This is a genomic window from Maledivibacter sp. (assembly GCA_025210375.1).
Taxonomy (GTDB): domain Bacteria; phylum Bacillota; class Clostridia; order Peptostreptococcales; family Caminicellaceae; genus JAOASB01.
The window spans coordinates 44,363-66,773 of the sequence record JAOASB010000029.1; the positions used below are offsets into that span (position 1 = coordinate 44,363).

Below are 22,411 nucleotides of genomic sequence, written 5' to 3' on the forward strand. Positions count from 1 at the left end.
CCCCATTATATTGGTACCACTCTTACTATTTCTCCCTTTTTCACTCCTTCTTTATTGGCTTCAATCTTTATATAACCTCTGGCTTTAGACATAAGGCTTATCATTCCCGATTTACCATATACGGGTTTAACAAGCCATTTCCCACCCTCCCTTTCAAGGGTTACCATTTGATAGGTTTCCCTTCCATGGGCTGAATGTATATTTGAATCAAATATCCCTTCAATAAAATATTCGATTTCGGTATCCCTATCCTGTATATATCCCACAAGATATTCTACAAAAATCTTAAATACTATCATTGCCGATACTGGTTGACCTGGCAGACCAAAAACTGCTTTGTTTTTCACCTTAGCAAGTATAGTTGGCTTACCGGGCTTTATAGCGACTCCATGTACAAATACCCCTGGCTCTCCAATTGAATTTATCACTTTCCCAGTAATATCCTTTGTTCCAACGGAGCTTCCACCGGATATAATCACAATATCGTTGTTATTTATACACTCCTCAAGGGTATCCTTTAATACTTGAAATTCATCCTCTACAACAACCTTTTTAGTTACTAAACATCCTGCCTCTTCAGCCATTGCCCATAGGGTATAGGTGTTTATATCCCTTATTTGTCCAAGCCCAGCATCCTTATTTGGCTCTACAATTTCATCACCAGTTGATATAATTGCAATAGATGGCAATTTGAAAACCTGTACCCTATCCACACCAATGGAAGATAAGACCCCTATATCCTGTGGCCTAAGCTTTAATCCTTTATGTAAAACCTTTTCCTTCTCCTTGATATCATCTCCAATATCAACCATATTTTCCTTTATGGATACGGGTTTATTGATCCCTATACTATGTTCATCAAGCTTTTCTGTATATTCCACCATCACAACGGAATCGGCTCCATGGGGTATCATCCCACCAGTTGGTACATATGCCGTCTTATCAGTATCTATAACAATTTTAGGTTCCCTTCCCATATCAACCTCCCCAATCACCTCAAGAAAAGCGGGTAGCCCTTCACTTGCCCCATGGGTATCCTTTGAAATAACTGCATATCCATCTACCGTTGATCTTCTAAAATGAGGGACGTTTACATTTGAAAATACATCCTCAGCTAAGATTCTTCCTACTGCCTTAGATATATCAATTACCTCTATACCTAATCTATAATCAGTAAAGTTATCTCTTAGCTTCATCTTTGCTTCTTTCACAGTATGTGCTTTAAACATTTTCATAGGTTATAACACCTCTTATAAGTTTTGAGATTTTGGTCCGTTCTATTTTGACTACAAAAAACTTTGATTATATTTGATACAAAAAATAATAAAACACTCCTTGAGAAAGGAATGCTCGATCGCTGTTACCATTTTCCTTTCCAATCACGGGAGGCATAAGGATTTCTCTTTATACCCATGGGTCTATAGATCATAGTCAATTCCTTAGATTTATAGACTCGGAAAAATGTGACAAAATATTCTTAATTTTACCTATTAATTATATCATATTGTGTACAAGCTTTACAATATTCATTACATGGAGCAAATTAATTGTTTATGTGAAAAATTAGTGTTAATATTTTATTAGGAATAACTAAGGGTATTGATGATATTTAAATTAAAAGGATGGTGGAGATAATGTTCAAAGTGGGGATAATCACAGCCAGTGATAAAGGCTTTAAAGGGGAGCGTGAAGACGAAAGCGGTGAATTGATTAAAGAAATAATGTCTTCAAATGGTTACAAAGTTGAAACGTGGAACATACTTCCCGATGAAAGATATGAAATCTCTAAAGAAATTATAAATATGTGTGACAATCTCAAGCTAGATTTAATTTTTACAACGGGTGGTACAGGCTTTTCACCAAGGGATTGGACACCGGAAGCTACTTTAGATGTCATCGATAGACAGGCACAAGGAATTTCAGAGGCAATGAGATATTATAGTCTCCAAATCACTCCAAGAGCCATGCTGAGCAGAGGAGTTTCAGGTATAAGAGGAGAAACTTTGATCATAAACCTTCCTGGAAGCCCAAAGGCGGTTAAAGAAAATCTAGAATTTATTCTTACTGCTTTACAGCACGGGTTGGAGATACTTAAGGGGATTGCAGGGGAATGTGCTAGAAAGTAGATGGTTTCTTGGAATGACGAATACCTTAGTTATTTGGAATTCCAAGACCTAAGGCTTCATTCATTCTTAATTCTCTGGGGCTGAATAAAGGGATTTGTCCTTTAACACAGTCCCGTTTTATAACTCATCTCTCCCTATAAACATTACTTCTTCATCTTCATTAAATAATATAAAATCAAAATTTCCTATAGTCCTAGTAGAATATGAATTTTTATTATATGTGCTATTTCTACATGTGGCCATAGCTTCAACTCTAACACCAGTTCGTTCTCTTTTATTCATATATATTTTATCATTTGTACTTCGGTGTATCTCCATGAAGATTATCTCTTCTTCATCAATATAGTCCTTCCATTCTCTTGGAATCTTAATCTTCATATAGAATTCTTGATCTTTAAACCCACAATTTTCAAGATTAATGATAGTAGTTAGCCTAACTTGATTTTCATTGATCTCCTCGGCATGGAGCCATATATTATCTCTATCACAATAAATAGAATTTAATCCACCGGCTAGACCCTTATAAGCTTTCAACCCATAATCCCAACAATTAGAGAATATAATCAATAGAACAATCATTGTAATTATTCTTTTGGTTCGTGTATCCAGCATTTGTATTTTCCTATGATCATAGATTCCCTTTAATCCTTTACATATAATAATCATTGGAATAAGTGCGGCATAAAAGATGGCTACCCCATCACCAAACCTAATTGGCTTAAATATTCTTTGAATAAATGTATCAGGATTATTATTGGTATTGCCCAAAATTAAAAGGCCAAATATAATAAATAGTATGTATCTGGTAATATTGTTTTTATTTTCAGTCATGTTTTCCCTCTTTCATTATGGTATTTGTGCTAATCTATAATAGTTCTACTCCCATTATGTATTTCCTTTATATTTTATCTTAATAATTTATTAATAATAGGGAACCTTCTTTTCATATTAAAAAAGGACTTATATGAAAATATTTTTGACATATAAGTCCTCTTAATAACTCAATATATCAACGATTTAATTTCGGGGAATGGATCAAGGGCTCTTTCTAAAACTCCAGTTACATATCCTATTAGTACCCCGTAGTTAACTATTGGCATACCATTTTCCTTTGCTTGATTTATTCTAAACTCCATTTCCTTTGGATTCAACATGCATCCACCACAATGGATAATTAGATTGTATTTTTTCATTTCTTTCGGCTCAGGGTATGCTGTTCCCGAAGTCCATTCAAAGTTTAGATTTCCACCCACTATATTTTCAAGCCATCTTGGAATTTTATCCCTTCCAATATCACCATCCTGTCTATGATGGGTACATCCTTCACAGATCAGAACCTTGTCTCCATGTTTAAGCTCCTTGATTTTACTTACTCCCTCCACTAGTGTTTTTAGATCTCCCTTATATCTTGCAAATAATATAGAGAATGAAGTTAGTGTAATATCCCTTGGGGTATCTTTATCTACTATTGCAAATGCCTGTGAGTCTGTTACTACTAATTTAGGCTTTTTGACCAAGCTTTTAAGGGCATCCTTCAATTCCGTTTCTCTAGTTACTAATGCTACTCCACCGTGGTCAATAACATCCCTTATTGTTTGCTGCTGTGGAAGTATGAGTCTTCCCTTTGGAGCCGCCTTATCAATTGGGGTAACAAGTACAACTACATCATGGGGACTAATTAAATCCCCAATTATCACCTTTTCATGCTTCTTTAGATTTGCAACTTTTATTATGGTTTCTTTAAGCTCATCAATACCCCTCTTCGTTGCTGCACTCACTTTAATAAAAGGGATATCATACTCTTTATTCCATATCTTTAAAACTTCGTCGTCAATATCCTTAATATCTATCTTATTAACTACTCCAATTAGTGGTATTTTCTTTTCCCTTATTCTTGATATTATTTCCTTATCATAATCCGTAACTCCATCTTCACTATTTATTAAAACTAGGGCAAGCTCAGTCTTATTTAATACTTGATAGGTCTTCCTAACCCTTAATTCTCCCAACTCCCCCACATCATCTAAGCCCGCAGTATCAATTAAAACTACCGGTCCAATAGGTAATATTTCCATGGCTTTGTATACGGGATCGGTTGTTGTCCCCGCCACATTTGAAACCAAAGCTATATCTTGATTCGTTATTGCATTAATCAAACTTGATTTCCCAGCATTTCTTTTACCAAAAATAGCTATATGAAGTCTATTGCTTCTAGGTGTATCCTGCACTATAACTCCTCCTTTTTAACTTTAAGGTATGGTGGCATTTTTCTCCTAGCTTCCTCCACGGCCTTAAAGGCAGACTGTAGATCCACCATATTTTTATCACTATATATCTGGTAGTTATGTCTATATTCCTTAGGTGTATTTATAAGCATAATTGTATTTGCTCCAGCCTTTAGCGCCTTTGTCTGACCATCTGAATCTAATGATGCAAGGGCTGTTGTCGCCGGTATGAATACCCTTTTACATACTATTCTTGTAACAGCCACTGCTTTTAAGGTCATATCTATACTCCCCTGGGGATATCCCTCTAGGGGTGTTCCTTTAGATGGCACAAAGGGACCAATACCAATCATATTTATTCCCATTTCCTTAAAGAATAAGATATCCTTAGCTATATCTTCTATTGTTTGTCCCGGAAGTCCTATAATATTTCCTGATCCATTCAGATATCCTAATTCACGAAGCCATGTAGAACACTTTACCCTATGATCAAAGTCATCATCTGGATGGATAAATTCAAATAATTTTTTATTAGTTGTTTCTATTTTTAAGAGAAAATTGTTAACCCCAAGCTCTTTATATAGCTCATATTCTTCCCTCGGTCTTTCTCCTATACTAAGGGTAATATTCATTTTAGTTTCTTTTTTCACCCTTTTTACAAGGTATGAAATTTTATCAGGTGTCCACCATAAATCCTCTCCAGATTGTAAAATTACTGTTTTAAGTCCAATTCTATGGAGATGGTGGACAATCTCCATAATCTCATCCTCACCCATCCTATATCTACTTAAATCATCTATACTTCTTCTGATTCCACAATACCTACAGTCTTTACGACAATAATTAGAAAATTCCACTGCTCCCCTTATATCGACCACATCTCCAACAATTTCTCTTCTCATTCTATCGGCTGCATGGAAAAGAGCATCTTTTTCAGCCTTTCTTTCGGTACTAAGGAGTATTACAATATCTTGAAATTTTAATTCTTCACCCTCCTCTATTTTTTTTAAAGTAGCCATAAATTCTTCTGATATAACAGAATCCATTAATTTTTCTACTAGGCCCACAAGTTTTCTAGGTTTATCTGGATATACTCCTTCAATAGAAATACCATTACTTCTTAATAGCTTTTCTGATTTTTCCTTATCTTTGTTTCTTATTCTTATAGCTGTTCCACATACTGTACCGTATTCCGATGGAGCAGGTACAAGGGATGTCTCTATATCCTTATCCTTTAATAATTTATCTCCTCTAAGCATATGACTTGTTGAGCCTGCCATTATGAGGTAATGATTAATTACTTCTTTAGTCATAGTAACCTCCAATAGTGATCTCTATAGTATTCGTTAATCGTTGAACTTGAGTTTATGCTTAAAAGTAAAGATCTCTTTCTCCCTTTTCAATCTTATTAAGTCTTTTAATGGTTTCATCCTTTATCCTTTTATCCAATATTTTATTTAACTCTCTTTCTAAAAGCTTTTCTCCGCCCCCTTTAATTTCATCAGAACCATAGTCCAATAAATATTCCTTAAAGGTCAAAATCGCATTGGGATGGCAAAATTCATGGATATGGGCATCCTTAGCTAGTTCCATAAAAGCTTCACCGGTTCTTTTTGCACGATAACAGGCAGTACAAAAGCTTGGAAGATGACCTTGTTTAGTTACTACCTGAAGCATTTGATCTACACTTCTTTCATCACTAGTTTCAAATTGGGTTGCTTCTCTATCATCTTCTTCATATCCACCGGGATTTGTTTTAGAACCCGCCGATATTTGAGATACCCCTAGTTCAAGTAGCTTATCTCTAAGCTCAGCACTTTCCCTAGTAGATAAAATAATCCCCGTATAGGGTACGGCTAATCTATAAACCGCAACGATTTTCCTTAAATCCTTCTCAGAAACAGGGTATGGTACCTCCTCAAGCCCTGAATTATGTGCAGGTCTCAATCTAGGTATCGAAATAGTATGGGGTCCTACATTATATTTATTATCCAGATAGTTTGAATGAACTAATGTGGCCAGCACATCAAATTTATAATCATAAAGTCCCAAAAGCACACCAATTCCCAAATCATCTATACCGGCTTCAAAGGCCCTATCAAGTGCAGTTAACCTCCAATCATAATTTGATTTTGACCCAGTTGGATGCATAACCCTATAGGTTCCTCTGTGATATGTTTCTTGAAATATTTGATAGGTTCCTATGCCAACATCCTTAAGCTTCTTAAAGTCCTCTACCTTCATTGGAGCAGCATTTACATTTATTCTTCGGATATCTGTGTCATCGTATATTGCCCTAACGGAATCTACAATATGATCAACATCCGTCTTTCTTTCATCTTCTCCACATACTAAAAGGATTCTTTTATGTCCTTGGTCTTCAATTGACTTTGCTTCATTCACCACCTCAGAAACATTTAAGGTTCTTCTGTGCAACTCTTTGTTTTCAGCTCTAAACCCACAATATAGACAATTATTAGTACACTCATTACTTGTATAAAGTGGGGCAAAAACCACTATTCTATTGCCATAAATTTTTTCTTTGATATACTTAGCTGTTTGGAACATAGAGTCTAATAATCCCTCATCCTCAATTTGTAAAAGAACTGCTGCTTCTTTAAATGTTAATCCAAAACATTCCTTGGATTTATCTATTATTTTAATTACGTCGTCTTTAGAAGCATTCTTAGCGTTTTCTAATAATTCGTTAATATGGCTTTCATTAATGATATTTTGAGTATTCATTTGCATTACCTCCTGTAGTTTTTGTATTTGTTGTTTTGGAATACTATTTTTTCGTAAGCGCACTCTTCACCGTTACCCCATCTAATCTTCCAAGTTTTCCAGTCATGGCTCCAATATCATCTGTGGTTCCATCTACAATTATTGATATTACCTTCACATTTTTTTCTTTATAGGGCACACCCATTCTTCCAACAACCAATTCAGAGTAGCTCGAAAGAATTGAATTCACCCTATTTATACTATGGGAATCTTCTACTATTATGGCTACCACACCTATTCTCTTATCCATTATTAACACCCCTTTAGCCAACCTTAAATATCAATAGAGCAAATTGCATAATTACCTTCTACAAAAACTATCTACCATATGCAGTTCTAAAATCCCAATAGCTATACCATCAAATATGCTTATATCTTAAGCAATTAAATATAGGATGATATTCGCATATCAGGTTCTGCCAAGTAAGAGTTATGCAATTTCCTCAATATACAAGAAAGCAAAATGCAAAAAAACTCCCTAAAAGATAAAAAATGTTTACCTCTTAGAAAGTTTTAGATAAAATGCTATACTTAACCTTCCACATTTTCTACCTTTTGCTCAGAATATATCCTTGCAATTAGTTCCAATTTTTTTCCTCCTAATGAATCAAATCCATTAGTCAGAATATATTTATATATACCCAAAATCTATCATCATATAACTAACAAAAGCGTAGATGAAAACTATCTACGCTTTAGGCTACCTAAAAACCCGAATTTCTTCGTTGTTGCTGAAATCAAGAACCCTTACGTATGTCTATATACGCTGCGGCCTCTTAGTTTCAGCACGCATCGAACTTCAGATTTTTCAGCAGCCTACCATCTTGTTGACTTTGTCAACAATCTGAAGCGTAGATGAGAACCATCTACGCTTTTATTTTTTTATTTATCACATCCGCATGCGGCTTCGTCAACCGAGGAACAATTACACTTTTCCTCAGTTGGATATATTTCTCTCCTATGATAGTGAGTGTGTAAAAGATCATGGGCTTTATGACTATTTGGTTTACCCAAGTACTCATTATAAAGCTTCTGAATCATAGGATTCTTATGGGATTTTCTTTCTTCCATTATCGTATCTTCTTCATATAACGCCTTGGCTCTTTCTACTCTTACATCTACATCCATTAGTACCTTAGCAGGAACCTGGGGCTGTCCACCACCGGTTACACAACCACCGCTACATCCCATAATTTCGATGAAGTGATAGTCCTTTTCACCGGCTTTAACCATATCTAAAATCTTAGATGCCATGGCTGTTCCATGGGCAACAGCTATTCTGATTTTATTTCCAGCTATTTCTAATTCAGCTTCCTTAATTCCCTCTTCAACGCCTCTAACAACATTATATTCTATATCCTCTAAATCTTCACCTGTTAACACATCAGCTACAGTTCTAAGCGCTGCTTCCATAACCCCACCAGTAGCACCAAATATAACCCCTGCTCCAGTGTATTCACCGAATACCTCATCAAATTTTTCATCGGGTAATTCTAAGAACTTGATTCTAGCTTGCTTAATCATTTTTCCAAGTTCTCTAGTGGTAAGAACAGCATCTACATCCCTCAAGCCATTTACTTCCATTTCTTCCCTTGCAGACTCTGTCTTCTTAGAAGTACAAGGCATTATTGAAACTACAAATATCTTCTTAGGATCAATATTATTCATTTCAGCATAGTATGATTTTAGTACTGCGCCCATCATTTGATGTGGTGATTTACAGCTTGATAGGTTATCTAAAAACTCTGGATAGTAGAATTCACAATATCTTATCCATCCCGGAGAACATGAAGTAATCATAGGTAAAGTTCCACCATTTTGGATTCTATCTAATAATTCATGGCCTTCCTCCATTATTGTAAGGTCAGCCGCAAAGTTAGTATCAAACACTTTATTAAATCCAAGTCTTCTTAATGACGCAGCCATTTTACCCGTTACTCTAGTTCCTATTGGCAATCCAAATTCCTCACCAAGGGCAGCTCTAACTGCAGGTGCAGTTTGAACCAATACATGGGTATCAGGGTCTTCTATTGCATCCCATATTCTTTCAATATCAGACTTTTCTCTTAATGCTGCAACTGGACATGCAACTATACATTGTCCACAGTAAATACATGGTGAATCAGCCATACTCTTATCAAAAGCAGGGGCAACTTCGGTCTTGAAGCCTCTATTTGTAAAGTCAAGCACTCCAATTTCTTGAACTTTTCTACATACATTAACACATCTTCCACAAAGGATACATTTACTTGCATCCCTTACTATAGAATGGGATAAATCATCAACAGTGCTAACTCTCTTTTCACCTTCAAAGGGTACTTCTTGTATTCCCAATTCCTCTGCTAATGTCTGTAATTCACAGTTTCTATTTCTAAAGCATGTTAAACATTCTCTGTTGTGATTTGCTAATATTAATTCAACAGTAGTTTTTACAGTCTCCCTTACGTGCTTAGTATTAGTTTTAACTACCATTCCGTCTCTTACAGGAAGAACACAAGATGCTTGTAAGCTTCTAGCTCCTTCCACCTCTACTAAACATACTCTACAGGCCCCTACTTCATTAATATCCTTAAGATAGCAAAGTGTAGGTATATCTATTCCAGCTTCTTTCGCAGCTTCAAGTACAGTATAAGTGCTTGGTACTTCAATCTGCCTACCATTTATGGTTAAAGTAACTTTTTCCATTTTTCACCTCTCCTTATCCAAATAGATTAACCGATTCTACTTCTTAACAATAGCGTTAAATGGACATTTTTCCATACAAGCTCCGCACTTGATACACTTACTTTGATCTATTTCATGTATTTTCTTAACTTCTCCGCTTATACAATTTACTGGGCATGCCTTAGCACATAATGTACATCCTTTACACGCATCTGTGATTGTGTACTGTAATAATGATTTGCATGCTCCCGCTGGACATTTTTTATCATAAATATGAGCCTCATATTCATGTCTAAAGTATTTCAATGTAGAAAGTACTGGGTTAGGTGCTGTTTGTCCAAGACCACATAATGATGCGGATTTGATTGTCTTCGCTAAGTTCTCTAATTTATCTATATCCTCTGGCTCACCCCGGCCTTCAGTTATCTTCTCAAGAATCTCTAGCATTCTCTTTGTACCTTCCCTACATGGCGTACATTTTCCACATGACTCATCCACAGTAAAGTCTAAGAAGAATCTCGCTATATCTACCATACAGTTATCTTCATCCATTACGATCATACCACCTGAACCCATCATTGATCCAAGCTCTATTAGGTTATCATAATCGATTGGTGTATCTAAATAATCAGCAGTAATACATCCTCCAGATGGTCCACCGGTTTGTACCGCTTTAAATTTCTTACCCTTTGGTATTCCCCCACCTATTTCATATATTACTTCTCTTAATGTTGTTCCCATGGGTATTTCAACTAATCCTGTATTATTTATCTTTCCACCTAAAGCGAATACCTTTGTTCCTTTAGATTTTTCTGTTCCAATTGATGCAAACCACTCCGAACCATTTAACATGATTTGTGGTATATTTGAATATGTCTCAACATTGTTTAATAATGTTGGCTTATTCCACAATCCTTTTACAGCAGGGAACGGTGGCCTTGGTTTTGGCATACCACGTTTTCCTTCGATAGATTGAAGTAATGCAGTTTCTTCTCCACATACGAAAGCCCCTGCTCCTAGTCTTACTTCTAAATCGAAGTTAAAACCTGTTCCAAATATATCCTTACCAAGTAATCCGTATTCCTTTGCTTGTGCAATAGCTATTTCAAGTCTATTCACAGCTATTGGATACTCAGCCCTTACATAAACATACCCTTGATCTGCTCCTATGGCATATCCAGCTATAGCCATTGCTTCTATTACAGCATGGGGATCACCCTCAAGTACACTTCTATCCATAAATGCCCCTGGATCTCCTTCATCGGCGTTACACGCTACATACTTTTGATCATCCTTTGAGCCATAGGCAAATTGCCACTTAAGTCCAGTTGGAAATCCTCCACCGCCACGGCCCCTAAGTCCAGATGCCTTTACTTCTTCTATTACCTGCTCCGGTGTCATTTCCGTAAGCACTTTTCCTAATGCCTTATATCCATCCATTGCTATATATTCATCAATTACTTCCGGATTTATAATTCCACAGTTTCTAAGTGCTACCCTCTTTTGCTTCTGATAAAAGCCCACTTCGTTAATTGATTTTATAGTATCTTCTTCTACTGACTCTTGATGTAATAAATCCTTAACTATTCTGCCCTTTAATAAATGCTCTTCAACTATTCTTTCTACATCTTCAACCTTTATATGACTATAAAATGATCCTTCTGGGTATACTATTACTATAGGTCCTGCTTCACAAAGTCCAAAACATCCTGTTTTTACTAGTTTAACTTCATTTGTAAGCTCGTGTTTTGCTAATTCTGACACGAATTTCTCTTCTATATTCGTAGATCCTGATGATGTACATCCTGTTCCTCCACAGATCAGTACGTGTGATCTATATAATTCCATTTTTTTACCTCCCTTTAATCTTTCTAGCATTACATCTAGGACTAGGTTATCGATTTCCTATATACAATAACTGATATTATTAGGCCCTTTCCTATATACGCAACCTAATTCCTTCTATTTCTCATACGCTCCTATGGTACACTCTGAAACCACTTTTCCATTTACTATGTGTTCAGCTATTACTCTTCTCGCTTTCTCTGGGCTCATATCCACGTATGTTACCTTATCTTCGCCTTCTTTATAAACTTCCACGATTGGCTCTAGCTTACAGACACCTATACATCCCGTTTGCGTTACTTCTACGTCTGTTAAATTTCTTTTCTTAACTTCCTCCAATAATGCCGTAAGTACAGGTCTTGCCCCCGCTGATATTCCACACGTTGCCATACCAACTACTATTCTTGTACCCTTTCTTTCTTTTCTAATATCCACCTTTTTTAGGGCTTCTTCCCTTATCTTAGCTAATTCTGCTAATGATTTCATTCTTTAACCTCCCTAAATAGTTTCATTTTTATAAATTTCCCCAGTATCTATTAGGGTATTTGCTCTATAATTACTAAATTATTTCAAATTTGGTGTTAAATTACTTTATTTTTATATTAGTTTGTTAAATATCAAATTAATATTTCTTCAAAATACCAGGAACATCTGATTCAACTAATTTCCCGTATACATCTTCATTAACCGTTAATACTGGTGCAAGTCCACATGCTCCGATACATCTTGTAGCTTCTAAAGTATATTTGCCGTCTGCTGATGTTCCTCCTACTTCTACATTTAAATCTCTGCTTATTCTGTCAATAATAGCTTGTGCGCCCTTTACATAGCATGCTGTACCTAAACATACTCCTATTACATATTGTCCCTTTGGTTCAAGTGAAAATTGTGAATAAAATGTTACTACCCCATAAATTTCTGCCACAGGTATGTCTAAACCCTTTGATATAACCTTTTGTACTTCAAGTGGTACAGCTCCAAATATATTTTGAGCTTCATTAAGTACCGGCATTAATGCACCTTTTCTTTCCTTGTTAGCTTCAATCACTTCACTTAGTTTGTTAAAATTTTCTTTTGTCAAGATATCCTTAGCCATGTCACATCTCCTTTCATTCTTACTTAAGTAAAAATAACTCTCTCCATCGTATACATTTTACTATATACTTATATGAAAAATCAATTATAGTTATAAAATATTTTTGTATCCTTGTATACTTATTACAAAAATTGTATTCTAATGATATTCCATGTCATATTTTGTAATATTTTATCTTTTTTAACCATCTTTTGTTAAGATTATAACACTTTATTTTTTCTATTACAATGGATTTTTCCTACTAAAATTTGTATACTATTATACTTCATTATTCTGATTTATTAATCTAATATTTAATTCCTCTGCTGCATTGTAGCCCATTTCTTTTTGTCTATGATTTCTAGCTGCGGCTTCAAGAATCACAGCAAGATTTCTTCCCGGTCTAACTGGAATAGTTATTTTTGAAACATTTACTTCTAAAATTTCAATATATTCTTCATCAATGCCTAAACGCTCATAGGTATTTGCATCATCCGTATCTAGCTGCACTACTAAATCAATAACCTTTTTATCTCTCACTGCTCCCATACCATAAAGCTTTGCAACATCTAATATTCCTATTCCTCTTATTTCTAAAAAATATTTTATTATTTCCGGTGCAGTCCCTAAAAGATTGTATTCATCAACCTTTCTAATCTGCACAGCGTCATCGGCTATAAGCCTATGTCCCCTTTTTACTAACTCTAAGGCAGTTTCTGATTTGCCGACACCACTTTCACCTAAAATAAGTATTCCTATACCATTTACTTCAACTAAAACACCATGTAATGTAGTGGTTGGTGCCAATTCGTGTTCAAGGTAAGATATTGTTCTACTGGCAAACTTTGAAGTGGCCATACAGGTTTTTAAAATCGGTATATTATTTTTTTCCGCTTCTTCAATTAATTCATAGTGTGGATCTAATCCCCTTGTTACAACCAAGCATGGTATGTTTCGTTTCATCAGCTCCCTTGCTCTTACCCTTCTAAACTTATCACATAACTTAGAAAAATAGGTCCATTCAGCCTTTCCAATTATTTGAACTCTATCAAATCCATAGTTCTCAAAATAACCAGCTAATGGAAGTCCCACCCTATTAACCTCACTTGTCAAAATTTCCCTAGAATCATCAGTCCATTTATTTACAATCTCTAATTTTAAATCCTTAATGAGTTTTCTAATCGGCAATTTCTTCAAAGTATACACCACCTATATTATTTTCCATATGGTCATTCTTTAAGACCCAGGTTTCAATTAATATCATCTAATTCTATAAACATCATATTATAATTGATTAATAATTTTGTAAAGTAATTGTTGAAAAATACATAAAATTAATTCATTTTAAACTTTACCGCCTTGTGTTCTTCTAAAAAAGTCATAGACATTTTTTGCAGCTTTTTCATTCATACCATCAACCTCTAATAATTCATCGATAGAAGCTTTCTTAACATTTGCTACGGAACCAAAATGCCTTAATAATTCGCTTTTTCTTTTTTTACCTATTCCCGATATTTCATCTAGCACAGATTGGATTAAAGCCTTGTCCCTTATTGTTTTATGATAGGTTATAGCAAACCTATGAACTTCTTCTTGCACTCTTGCAACAAGCCTAAATACATCGCTGTGTTTATCAAGATATGTTTCTGTTTTTTCAAATATTATTCCCTTTGTTCTGTGTTTATCATCCTTTACCATACCTGCTACTGGAATACTGACCCCTAAAGCATAAAGTACATCCTTCACCGCTTTTACTTGCCCTTTTCCTCCATCAGCTAAAATTAAATCGGGAAAAAATGAAAATTTCCCCTCAATATATGATAGCCCTTGCTCCTTAAGCATTTGTTTTTCTTCAATTCCCCTTTTAAATCTTCTATATAATACCTCCTGCATACTTCCGTAGTCATTGGGGCCTTCGATAGTCTTTATTTTAAATCTTCTGTAACCACTATTTAGTGGTTTTCCATTTTCAAAAACTACCATGGAACCTACGGAAAAGACCCCATAGATATTTGAAATATCATAGGCTTCTATGCGTTTAGGAGGATTTTCTAAGTTTAGTAAATCCATTAGTTCACTTAAAGCTGTTTGAGTATACTTCTTTTCATTATTAATTTTTTCTTCAAACTTTGTTAGGTATTCTAGTGCATTCCTATGAACCAACTCAACAAGTTTCCTTTTTTCTCCCTTCAACGGCTGTTTTAATTGAACTTTACTTCCTTTTTTTTGTGACAACCAGCTCTCAATTAAATCACTATCATATATATTTTCATCTACCATTATTTCCTTTGGAACAAAAGCCGCTCCTGAATAAAATTGCTTTATAAATGTGCTTAGTATTTCTGCTCTTTCCACTTCTTCTGTTCCCTCTAGGACATGCTGTTCTCTACCGATTAACTTACCATCTCGTACAAAGAAAATCATGACACATGTTCTATCTAAACTTCTAGCCATTGAAACATAATCCTGATTGGCGTCAGACGCTGAAATCACTTTTTGTCGTTCTAATAAATTATTAAGGGCCTTTATTCTATCCCTGTATTTTGCTGCTGTCTCAAAGTCTAATTGCTTTGATGCCCTCATCATTCTTTCTTCTAGCTCGTGGATTAATATATCATGCTTGCCTCCAAGAAGAAGCAATACTTGCTCTACGATTTCCATATATTCTTCATGGCTTGTTCCTCCATTACAGGGCCCTAAGCATTTTTTTATATGGTAGTTAAGGCAAGGTCTTTCTTTATTAGTCTCAAGATTTCTATTACATTTTCTTAAGGGAAACAATTCCGCTATGGTTTCTAAGGTTTTATTTACTGAATCTACGCTTATATAGGGTCCAAAATATCTTGCATTATCTTTAATTATCTTTCTTGTTTTTATTACCCTTGGATATTTATCCTTTACTGTAACCTTAATATATGGGTAGTTTTTATCATCCTTTAGTAGAATGTTATACCTAGGTTTATGTTTCTTAATTAGATTTGCTTCTAATATCAATGCTTCTACCTCTGTATCGGTAATAATATATTCAAAATCTTTGACGCATTTTACCATTGCTACAACCTTAGGGGGATGACTTTTTCGAGATCTAAAATATTGACTCACCCTATTTTTCAAGGATTTAGATTTCCCTATATAAATAATTTCCCCCATATCATCCTTCATAATATATACCCCAGGCTTCTCAGGAAGCCTTTTTAATTGTTCTTTTATATCAAACATATATTTATGCACCTCTTGTTGAGTTTTATATTTTTTCAAAATTGATTAATAATTTAAAATCTAATATAATTATACAGTATAGGGTTTTCATAGTATAAGTTAAAGTCTATACTGAAATCCCTATAGATATATAAATAAATTAGGAGCTGATTTAATTGAATAACACAAAACGAAGTATTAACTTTGTAGTAGCCTTTATGTCTGTTATATCTATTCTTACTTTTATTATACCAAATATTAACCTAGAAGCCCTAGGAGAGAATATGGAAATAATATTTCCTAATGTATTATTTTTCTTATTTGTAATTGTTTTTTCCTTTGTTCAATTTGTATTTAGAAACCTTATAACTTCTAAACACTATATTAAGGATAAGATTTTCTTTTCTATAACCCTAAAGCCATCAAGACTTTATAGTAGAATGATTTCATATTTTGTGGTCATTACACTATTTTTATGGCCTGTAATAGCATCAAAAAAGTTTTCTAATGTAACCCTTGAAAGCATGCTTAATCTTTTGATTTGGGCATTGGTGGTAGAAATTCTTCTTTACATTAGCTATAAATATACAAAAATATACTTTATGACCGATGGTATATTAGTTAGGGGATTGGATTTTAGAATCGATATACCATTAAACGATGGAATATCTAATCATTCTGGATTTTATTCTTATTATGATATACAGAAATATACAGTTGATAACAATTCCTTGAAGTTAATATTGTATAATAGTAGAGGCATAATTGAAGGCCATATAAACGATGAAAGAATAAAACCTGTGGCTGCTTTTTTAGAATCCAAAGAGATTAAATATGTGAACAGGGACAACCTCTAAAGGCCCTTGGTCTTTTTAAAAAACTATCTACTATAATATGGTTTAAGAATTCCCCCAAATTTCATATACATTATATAATTTTGCCGAGAAAGGGTTATATAATTTCCTCATATTAATAATGTGGGTTTAAATCCTTGATAAAATATGGTAAAATCATATTAACAAAAACAATATTTATTTTATATTGGAGATTAAATTATTAAAGATGATTATATTAAGGAGTGTGGTTTTTAGTTATGTCTAGTGACAAGCCTGCCGTCGTCTCGCCTAGAGTCAAAGGATTTTTAGCTTGTATTGTTGTTTTGATAACTATTTATTTTTTACAATCAATTTTTTCTTCAATTTTTACTGTAAGTTGTGGGTTTCTTAATCACCTAGGGTAATTGAGACTTTTAAAAAATTTATATATAGTGGTTCAAAGGGATTGTCTAAAGAGACAATCCCTTTAGTTTTTTCAAAAAGCTTTAACTAAAGATGCAGGACTTAACATTACAGTTTTTTAGTATACTTTTTCAAAGTTTTGTTTATACTCCTTAAAAATATGATTAGGGGGTAATACTTATCATGCTTAGAAAAAGAAAAATTTTTATGCTTGTGGTTTTGATTTTCTTTATATCTACTTTAACTGTACTGGCAGTTCAAAATAGTAAAGAAATAAAAGTATTCTATCGGGATATAAAAATATTTGTAAACAATAATGAAATAGCCCTGGAAAATGAACCTTTTCTATATAATGACAGGGTATATATACCTATAGGCTTTGTATCAAAGGCACTTAATTTCCCCATATCATGGGATAGTGAAAAAAATACCGTCTCACTCTTGACCCTTAAGGATTTTAAAGAATCCGGTCCATCAGAAGATGAAAGATTTGTATACGGAGAGATTTTATCCCTAGATAGGGACAAAAGAACTGTTTTTATTTATCAGCATATCGATGATAATACAATTTATGAAGAAGCAGATATAAAGATAGCTAAGGATGTCATAATAGTACTTCAAAGAAATAATAAAAAAATAAATTTGAGTTTTGAAGATTTGAAGATTGGTGATATAGTCGGTATGGTTATTAATAAGGACAATGAAGTCAGAGGAATGATTGTAGATAGTTAAAAAAGCGACTGTATATATGTCGCTTTTTTAATTTCCTATTCTATTTAATACATCTATAGCTTCACTACATGTAATTTCTTGAGTAGGATTAAAATATCCATCGTTACATTGTAAAATATCGTTATCTACCAAAATCTGAATTATTTTCTTATTTTCAGCTTCATCTAAATCGAGAATGTTTTTCTTATTATCTTTTCCCTTATAATCTCCAATTAGATATACTATCTTCGCAAATTCATCCTTTGTCATGGTTCTGTCTGGATAGAAATATTCTTTATCATCCTCTTTAATACCATCAATATAGCCTGCCATTGCAGCAGTCTCAACATAATCATAATACTCATCAGTAAATTTTACATCTTCAAAAAATCCATAGGTATGACCCTTATGATCTGTTCTATAATATTTGGAACTAGGTACATATATGCCTTTGTGGGTATGTTTAACTATTATTTCGGCCATTTCTCTCCTGGTGATTTTATTCTCTGACTTATGTGCATTTATATCATCAAAAATTTCAGGATACATCATCCTTGCAATTTCTCTTACGCCCTTATGGTATCTAAATGTGGGACTAGAAATTATCTTCTGGTTAATTATATAGACCCTATCATCTTGTACAGCCTTTATCGTATCAAATCCTGGTCTAATAACAATAGAATGATAATTGCCTCCAGCATTCATAACTCCCCTTTGAGATACAAAAACATCTATCTTTTCTGCATTTTCTAGTATCCTTTCTATGCCATAGGGAGCTATAGAACTACCTTCTTTAATTGGTTTTACATCACTGGCTATATTTATGCCCCCTGCATATTCTATTGCCTTTGCAGGCATGGAATCAACCGTTACTGTTTTATAATCGTTTTCTGAGGACTCAAAATAAACAGTCATTTTAGCTTCTATATCTTTAGTGATCCCTTCTATATCCTTTATACCCTTATAAAACTCTTCAAGTAATTCCTGGGCTCTTTTATCTTTTCCCGTTAATTCACCCAAAATCATAATATACTTATCAAATTTCTCAAATTTATCTGGATATAAAGATACAACAGGAATTCCGGCTTTTTTGATGGTAGCAACAAAATCTGGAGACTTCCTATTTATAAATGGTCTTATAAGTACCAAATCCGGCTGAGCCGCAATAATTTTTTCTGGATCTGATTTATAATCATAAACATCTTTTTTTAGAGCATTCACAGGATATATGTCAGATGTACCAACTCCAATAATCTCCTCATCTAAGCCCAGTAAAAAAAGATTCTCTGTATGGGCTGAGTATAATGAAATGATCCTATTACAAGACTTTTCAAGCTTTATTTCTTCTCCCATATCATCTATAAAACTTATGGCATATTCTTCACTTACAGTCTCCTTAGCATTCTGTGGTGGTGTTCCCCGATTGTTATTGGTACATGCCGCCAAGGAAACAACCAGCATAAGAATAAGTATAAAGCCTACTATTTTTCTATAAAACACTTTATTTCTCCTCCTCATATGATATAGTTAGGAACATGAAAAAATTCATTCTGAAATACCCCTAGTCCAAATTAAAGGGATTGTCTTTTTAGACAGCCCCTTTAATTTAATTTCATAATTCAATTTTATAGTACCTCATCCTAAAAATCTAGTACTATCTATTAATGTGTTTCACCTTCGATAGCTGCTTTTAAATGTTCAATATATAAGTCTTGAATCTTTGAAAATTCACCTAAGCCACGAAGAACGGTATCAACTTCATATCCCTTTCCTTTAAGGATAATCTTCCAAGAATCCTCTTCGTCCCCAGCCATATCATTTTGTGCATGATCACCTGCAACAAGCATTAATGGCATTAATGTTACCTTTTCAATATTATTCTTCTCTAATTTTTTGATAACTGTATCTAATTCTGGGAAACCTTCCACAGTACCAATAAATACATTTTTTTGATCTTCATCATCAAATACATAATCTAGGCAAGCATAAGCTGCATTAGCATCATGGTGAGTTCCATGTCCCATAAATACAACCGCTTCGCCATCAGCTCTTTCTGGCATTTCTTCGGCTAAGGCTTCAACAACTGTTCTATAATCTTCCATGCTAGTTAATAAAGGTCTTCCTATTACAAGCTTATCAAATGCTTCCTTAAATTCACCAGCTTCACCAACTAAGTCATCATACTCAGCCCCATTTATAACATGTAAAGGCTGAACATATACCTCAGAAAATCCTTCGTCTTTTAGTTTTGTGAAAGCTTCTGTAGGATTATCCACTATTATATTGTCTCTTTTGTTAAGTTTATCAATGATAATTTGTGAAGTAAAAGCTCTTCTTACATCATATTCTGGAAATGCCTTAGTTATCTTTTCCTCACATGCTTCAATAGTAACTTTTCTGGTGTCAGCATAGCTTGTTCCAAAGCTCACCACTAATATAGCCTTCTTATTCGGATCTTTTTCCACCTTGTTATCACCTACCTCTTTATTTTCTTCAGCCTTAGGTGCTTCAGTTGAGTCAACCTTAGCTGAACATGCACTAAAGCCTCCAATTACTAATACAGCAGCTAATAATACTAATAATATTTTTTTCATTTGTATTCCTCCTCAAAATCATATTATCAAACTTTAACAAAAAAACCCTTGTCTCCAACCTTCTCAACTTCAATATTAAATACATCATAAATGAAGTTTTCACAAATAAAACCTTTAGGAGCTCCAAAGCCTTGGAGTCTACCTTCCTTTAAAACACAAACCTCATCGCTAAAATTATAAGCAATGTTGATGTCATGCATGACTGAAATTACTGTTAATCCTTCTTTTTCCACAAGTTTCTTAATTAGTTTTATAGCATTTATTTTATAGGATATATCCATGGCAGAAAATGCTTCATCCAAGAAAAGAACCCTTGGATTTTGTGCCAAAGCCCTGGCTAAAATAATTCTTTGTAATTCTCCACCACTTATTTCTGTAATTAATGAGTTTGCAAACTTGAAAGTATCTGTTTTTTTCATGACGTCGACAACTAGTTTTAAATCTTTTTCACCTAAGGAATTTAATCTATTTTTATATGGATTTCTACCCATCATCACTATTTCTATACATGTAAATGGAAAATCCACTCTACCTTGCTGGCTAATGATCGAGAAGTTTTTAGCCCTTTCCTCTACACTGTACTCAATTAAATCTTTATTAAAATATTTTATATTACCTGAATAGGTCATATTCATACCATTTATCAAGTTGATTAATGTGGTTTTCCCCGATCCATTGGGGCCAATAATAGATACGAAAGTACCTTCTTTTAATTTTAATTCTATATTATGGAGTATTTTCTTTTTGCCATAGCTAAAATTTAGATTATCTATATTAAACATAAAGGACTCCTTTAATATTAATCCCTACTGTATATACTTATTTTTCTTTATAAAGATATAAATAAAAAATGGTCCACCTAATAAAGTAGTCAAAACACCTACTGGAATCTCTGTAGTAAATAATATTCTAGAAATATTATCTGCTAACACCAATATAACTCCTCCCAGTAACCCAGACAAGGGAATCAATGCCCTGTTATCTGAAGTAACAGAAAACCTTAGTAAATGTGGAATAATCAGTCCTATAAATCCTATAATACCACTTACTGAGACACATACAGCTGTTATTATCGCCCCTATTATTAAGAATATCCTTCTCATCTTATCGGTATTTACACCTAGACTCCTTGCATCCTTTTCTCCTAAACAAAGTAAATTCAAATCATCTGAATAGTATGTACATATAATGACAGCGGTGAAAATAATCGGAGCTGAAACTATTACATGTATCCATGTTCTTGATGCAAGACTACCCATAAGCCAAAATATAATGGCTGAAACCTGTTCTCCAGCGGCATTCTTTAAAAAGCTTATGCCCGCCGATAATATAGAACTCACAATAATACCTGCTATAATTAGATTACTGGAATTTATAATTCCTCCTCTATTTGCTATCTTTAAAACTAATAGTAGAGTTATAAATGCTCCTAAGAATGCAAAGGGGGTTATTGGAATCTGTATACTAGATAGAAAAAGATTGATGTATATAACCAAGGATGCTCCAAATGCGGCTCCTGTTGACACTCCAATGGTGTAGGGATCAGCTAAAGGATTCATAAGGAGAGATTGAAATACCGTGCCTGCCACTGCAAGCCCTGTCCCAACTATTACTCCAATTAGTATTCTTGGTAATCTTATGTCCCACACTATAGCAACTTTGTATGGCTTTATATGGCTATAGATACCAGGATTTATTGTAACTTTACCTACTATTATGCTTACTATATCCTTTATAGAAATCTGTGCCCTTCCTAAACTTATAGATATAAGAGCTATGACTATCATAGTAAAAAAAAGAAATATTCCCATGTTAAAATATTTTTTTCTTTTAGTTTTTACTTGCCTAATTACAGAAACAGTTCCTTGATCCATATTTCCTCCTAGGAGCAAAAGTGTGGGACTATGCATTCGTAGTTTAAAATTTTAAGCTTTAAGTGCTAAGTCTAGAA

General features: G+C 33.9%; 19 protein-coding genes and 1 riboswitch. Of the genes, 3 read left to right on the forward strand and 16 right to left on the reverse strand.

The annotated features are described in order from the left end of the window. Nucleotides 1–5 precede the first annotated feature (5 nt). Nucleotides 6–1,235 carry a molybdopterin molybdotransferase MoeA gene (locus N4A68_09815; protein MCT4564586.1) on the reverse strand — a complete coding sequence of 410 codons (1,230 nt, stop codon included), beginning with the start codon at nucleotides 1,233–1,235 and terminating at the stop codon, nucleotides 6–8. A 117-nt stretch (nucleotides 1,236–1,352) separates the two neighbouring features. Further along, a riboswitch (molybdenum cofactor riboswitch) is annotated at nucleotides 1,353–1,471 on the reverse strand. A gap of 163 nt (nucleotides 1,472–1,634) precedes the next feature. Here N4A68_09815 and N4A68_09820 point away from each other — a divergent pair. Then, the gene (locus N4A68_09820; protein MCT4564587.1) at nucleotides 1,635–2,126 is read left to right on the forward strand and encodes a MogA/MoaB family molybdenum cofactor biosynthesis protein; all 492 of its coding nucleotides are present in this window, start codon (nucleotides 1,635–1,637) and stop codon (nucleotides 2,124–2,126) included. Nucleotides 2,127–2,243: 117 nt separating this feature from the next. Here the strand turns inward: N4A68_09820 and N4A68_09825 are convergent, their stop codons facing one another. The 11 genes from N4A68_09825 to uvrC form a co-directional block, all read right to left on the reverse strand. Continuing rightward, nucleotides 2,244–2,957: a hypothetical protein gene (locus tag N4A68_09825; GenBank protein ID MCT4564588.1), complete on the reverse strand. Its 714-nt coding sequence runs from the start codon at nucleotides 2,955–2,957 to the stop codon at nucleotides 2,244–2,246. A gap of 170 nt (nucleotides 2,958–3,127) precedes the next feature. Next, nucleotides 3,128–4,354, reverse strand: coding sequence for a [FeFe] hydrogenase H-cluster maturation GTPase HydF (gene hydF, locus N4A68_09830; GenBank protein MCT4564589.1), 1,227 nt, complete (start codon nucleotides 4,352–4,354; stop codon nucleotides 3,128–3,130). Further along, on the reverse strand, nucleotides 4,354–5,664 hold the full coding sequence (gene hydE / locus N4A68_09835; GenBank protein MCT4564590.1) for a [FeFe] hydrogenase H-cluster radical SAM maturase HydE: 1,311 nt from the start codon (nucleotides 5,662–5,664) through the stop codon (nucleotides 4,354–4,356). Before hydE ends, hydF begins: the two co-directional genes overlap by 1 nt. A gap of 58 nt (nucleotides 5,665–5,722) precedes the next feature. Continuing rightward, nucleotides 5,723–7,096 (reverse strand): [FeFe] hydrogenase H-cluster radical SAM maturase HydG, encoded by a 1,374-nt coding sequence (gene hydG / locus N4A68_09840; protein MCT4564591.1) that lies wholly within the window; start codon nucleotides 7,094–7,096, stop codon nucleotides 5,723–5,725. Nucleotides 7,097–7,139: 43 nt separating this feature from the next. Continuing rightward, nucleotides 7,140–7,385, reverse strand: coding sequence for an iron-only hydrogenase system regulator (locus N4A68_09845; protein MCT4564592.1), 246 nt, complete (start codon nucleotides 7,383–7,385; stop codon nucleotides 7,140–7,142). A 632-nt stretch (nucleotides 7,386–8,017) separates the two neighbouring features. Beyond that, nucleotides 8,018–9,820, reverse strand: a complete 1,803-nt coding sequence (locus N4A68_09850; GenBank protein MCT4564593.1) for an NADH-dependent [FeFe] hydrogenase, group A6 — start codon at nucleotides 9,818–9,820, stop codon at nucleotides 8,018–8,020. 36 nt (nucleotides 9,821–9,856) lie between these two features. Continuing rightward, nucleotides 9,857–11,647, reverse strand: coding sequence for an NADH-quinone oxidoreductase subunit NuoF (gene nuoF / locus N4A68_09855; GenBank protein MCT4564594.1), 1,791 nt, complete (start codon nucleotides 11,645–11,647; stop codon nucleotides 9,857–9,859). Nucleotides 11,648–11,761: 114 nt separating this feature from the next. Further along, nucleotides 11,762–12,130, reverse strand: coding sequence for a (2Fe-2S) ferredoxin domain-containing protein (locus N4A68_09860; protein MCT4564595.1), 369 nt, complete (start codon nucleotides 12,128–12,130; stop codon nucleotides 11,762–11,764). Between the two features lie 136 nt (nucleotides 12,131–12,266). Then, nucleotides 12,267–12,740 carry an NAD(P)H-dependent oxidoreductase subunit E gene (locus N4A68_09865; protein ID MCT4564596.1) on the reverse strand — a complete coding sequence of 158 codons (474 nt, stop codon included), beginning with the start codon at nucleotides 12,738–12,740 and terminating at the stop codon, nucleotides 12,267–12,269. Nucleotides 12,741–12,998: 258 nt separating this feature from the next. After that, nucleotides 12,999–13,916 carry an HPr(Ser) kinase/phosphatase gene (gene hprK, locus N4A68_09870; protein MCT4564597.1) on the reverse strand — a complete coding sequence of 306 codons (918 nt, stop codon included), beginning with the start codon at nucleotides 13,914–13,916 and terminating at the stop codon, nucleotides 12,999–13,001. 147 nt (nucleotides 13,917–14,063) lie between these two features. After that, complete coding sequence (uvrC, locus tag N4A68_09875; GenBank protein ID MCT4564598.1) at nucleotides 14,064–15,938, reverse strand: excinuclease ABC subunit UvrC; 1,875 nt, start codon at nucleotides 15,936–15,938, stop codon at nucleotides 14,064–14,066. A gap of 155 nt (nucleotides 15,939–16,093) precedes the next feature. Here uvrC and N4A68_09880 point away from each other — a divergent pair, with 155 nt between their 5' ends. Both N4A68_09880 and N4A68_09885 read left to right on the forward strand, forming a co-directional pair. After that, entirely contained in the window at nucleotides 16,094–16,774 is a 681-nt protein-coding gene (locus N4A68_09880) for a hypothetical protein (GenBank protein ID MCT4564599.1), read from the forward strand. 564 nt (nucleotides 16,775–17,338) lie between these two features. Further along, complete coding sequence (locus N4A68_09885; GenBank protein MCT4564600.1) at nucleotides 17,339–17,887, forward strand: copper amine oxidase N-terminal domain-containing protein; 549 nt, start codon at nucleotides 17,339–17,341, stop codon at nucleotides 17,885–17,887. Nucleotides 17,888–17,914: 27 nt separating this feature from the next. Here N4A68_09885 and N4A68_09890 read toward each other — a convergent pair whose 3' ends face one another. From N4A68_09890 to N4A68_09905, 4 genes are all read right to left on the reverse strand, one after another. Continuing rightward, the gene (locus N4A68_09890) at nucleotides 17,915–19,366 is read right to left on the reverse strand and encodes an ABC transporter substrate-binding protein (protein MCT4564601.1); all 1,452 of its coding nucleotides are present in this window, start codon (nucleotides 19,364–19,366) and stop codon (nucleotides 17,915–17,917) included. Between the two features lie 161 nt (nucleotides 19,367–19,527). Further along, the gene (locus tag N4A68_09895; protein ID MCT4564602.1) at nucleotides 19,528–20,460 is read right to left on the reverse strand and encodes a sirohydrochlorin cobaltochelatase; all 933 of its coding nucleotides are present in this window, start codon (nucleotides 20,458–20,460) and stop codon (nucleotides 19,528–19,530) included. A gap of 26 nt (nucleotides 20,461–20,486) precedes the next feature. Then, complete coding sequence (locus N4A68_09900) at nucleotides 20,487–21,242, reverse strand: ABC transporter ATP-binding protein (GenBank protein ID MCT4564603.1); 756 nt, start codon at nucleotides 21,240–21,242, stop codon at nucleotides 20,487–20,489. Between the two features lie 24 nt (nucleotides 21,243–21,266). Then, entirely contained in the window at nucleotides 21,267–22,334 is a 1,068-nt protein-coding gene (locus N4A68_09905) for an iron ABC transporter permease (protein ID MCT4564604.1), read from the reverse strand. Between the last annotated feature and the right edge of the window lie 77 nt (nucleotides 22,335–22,411).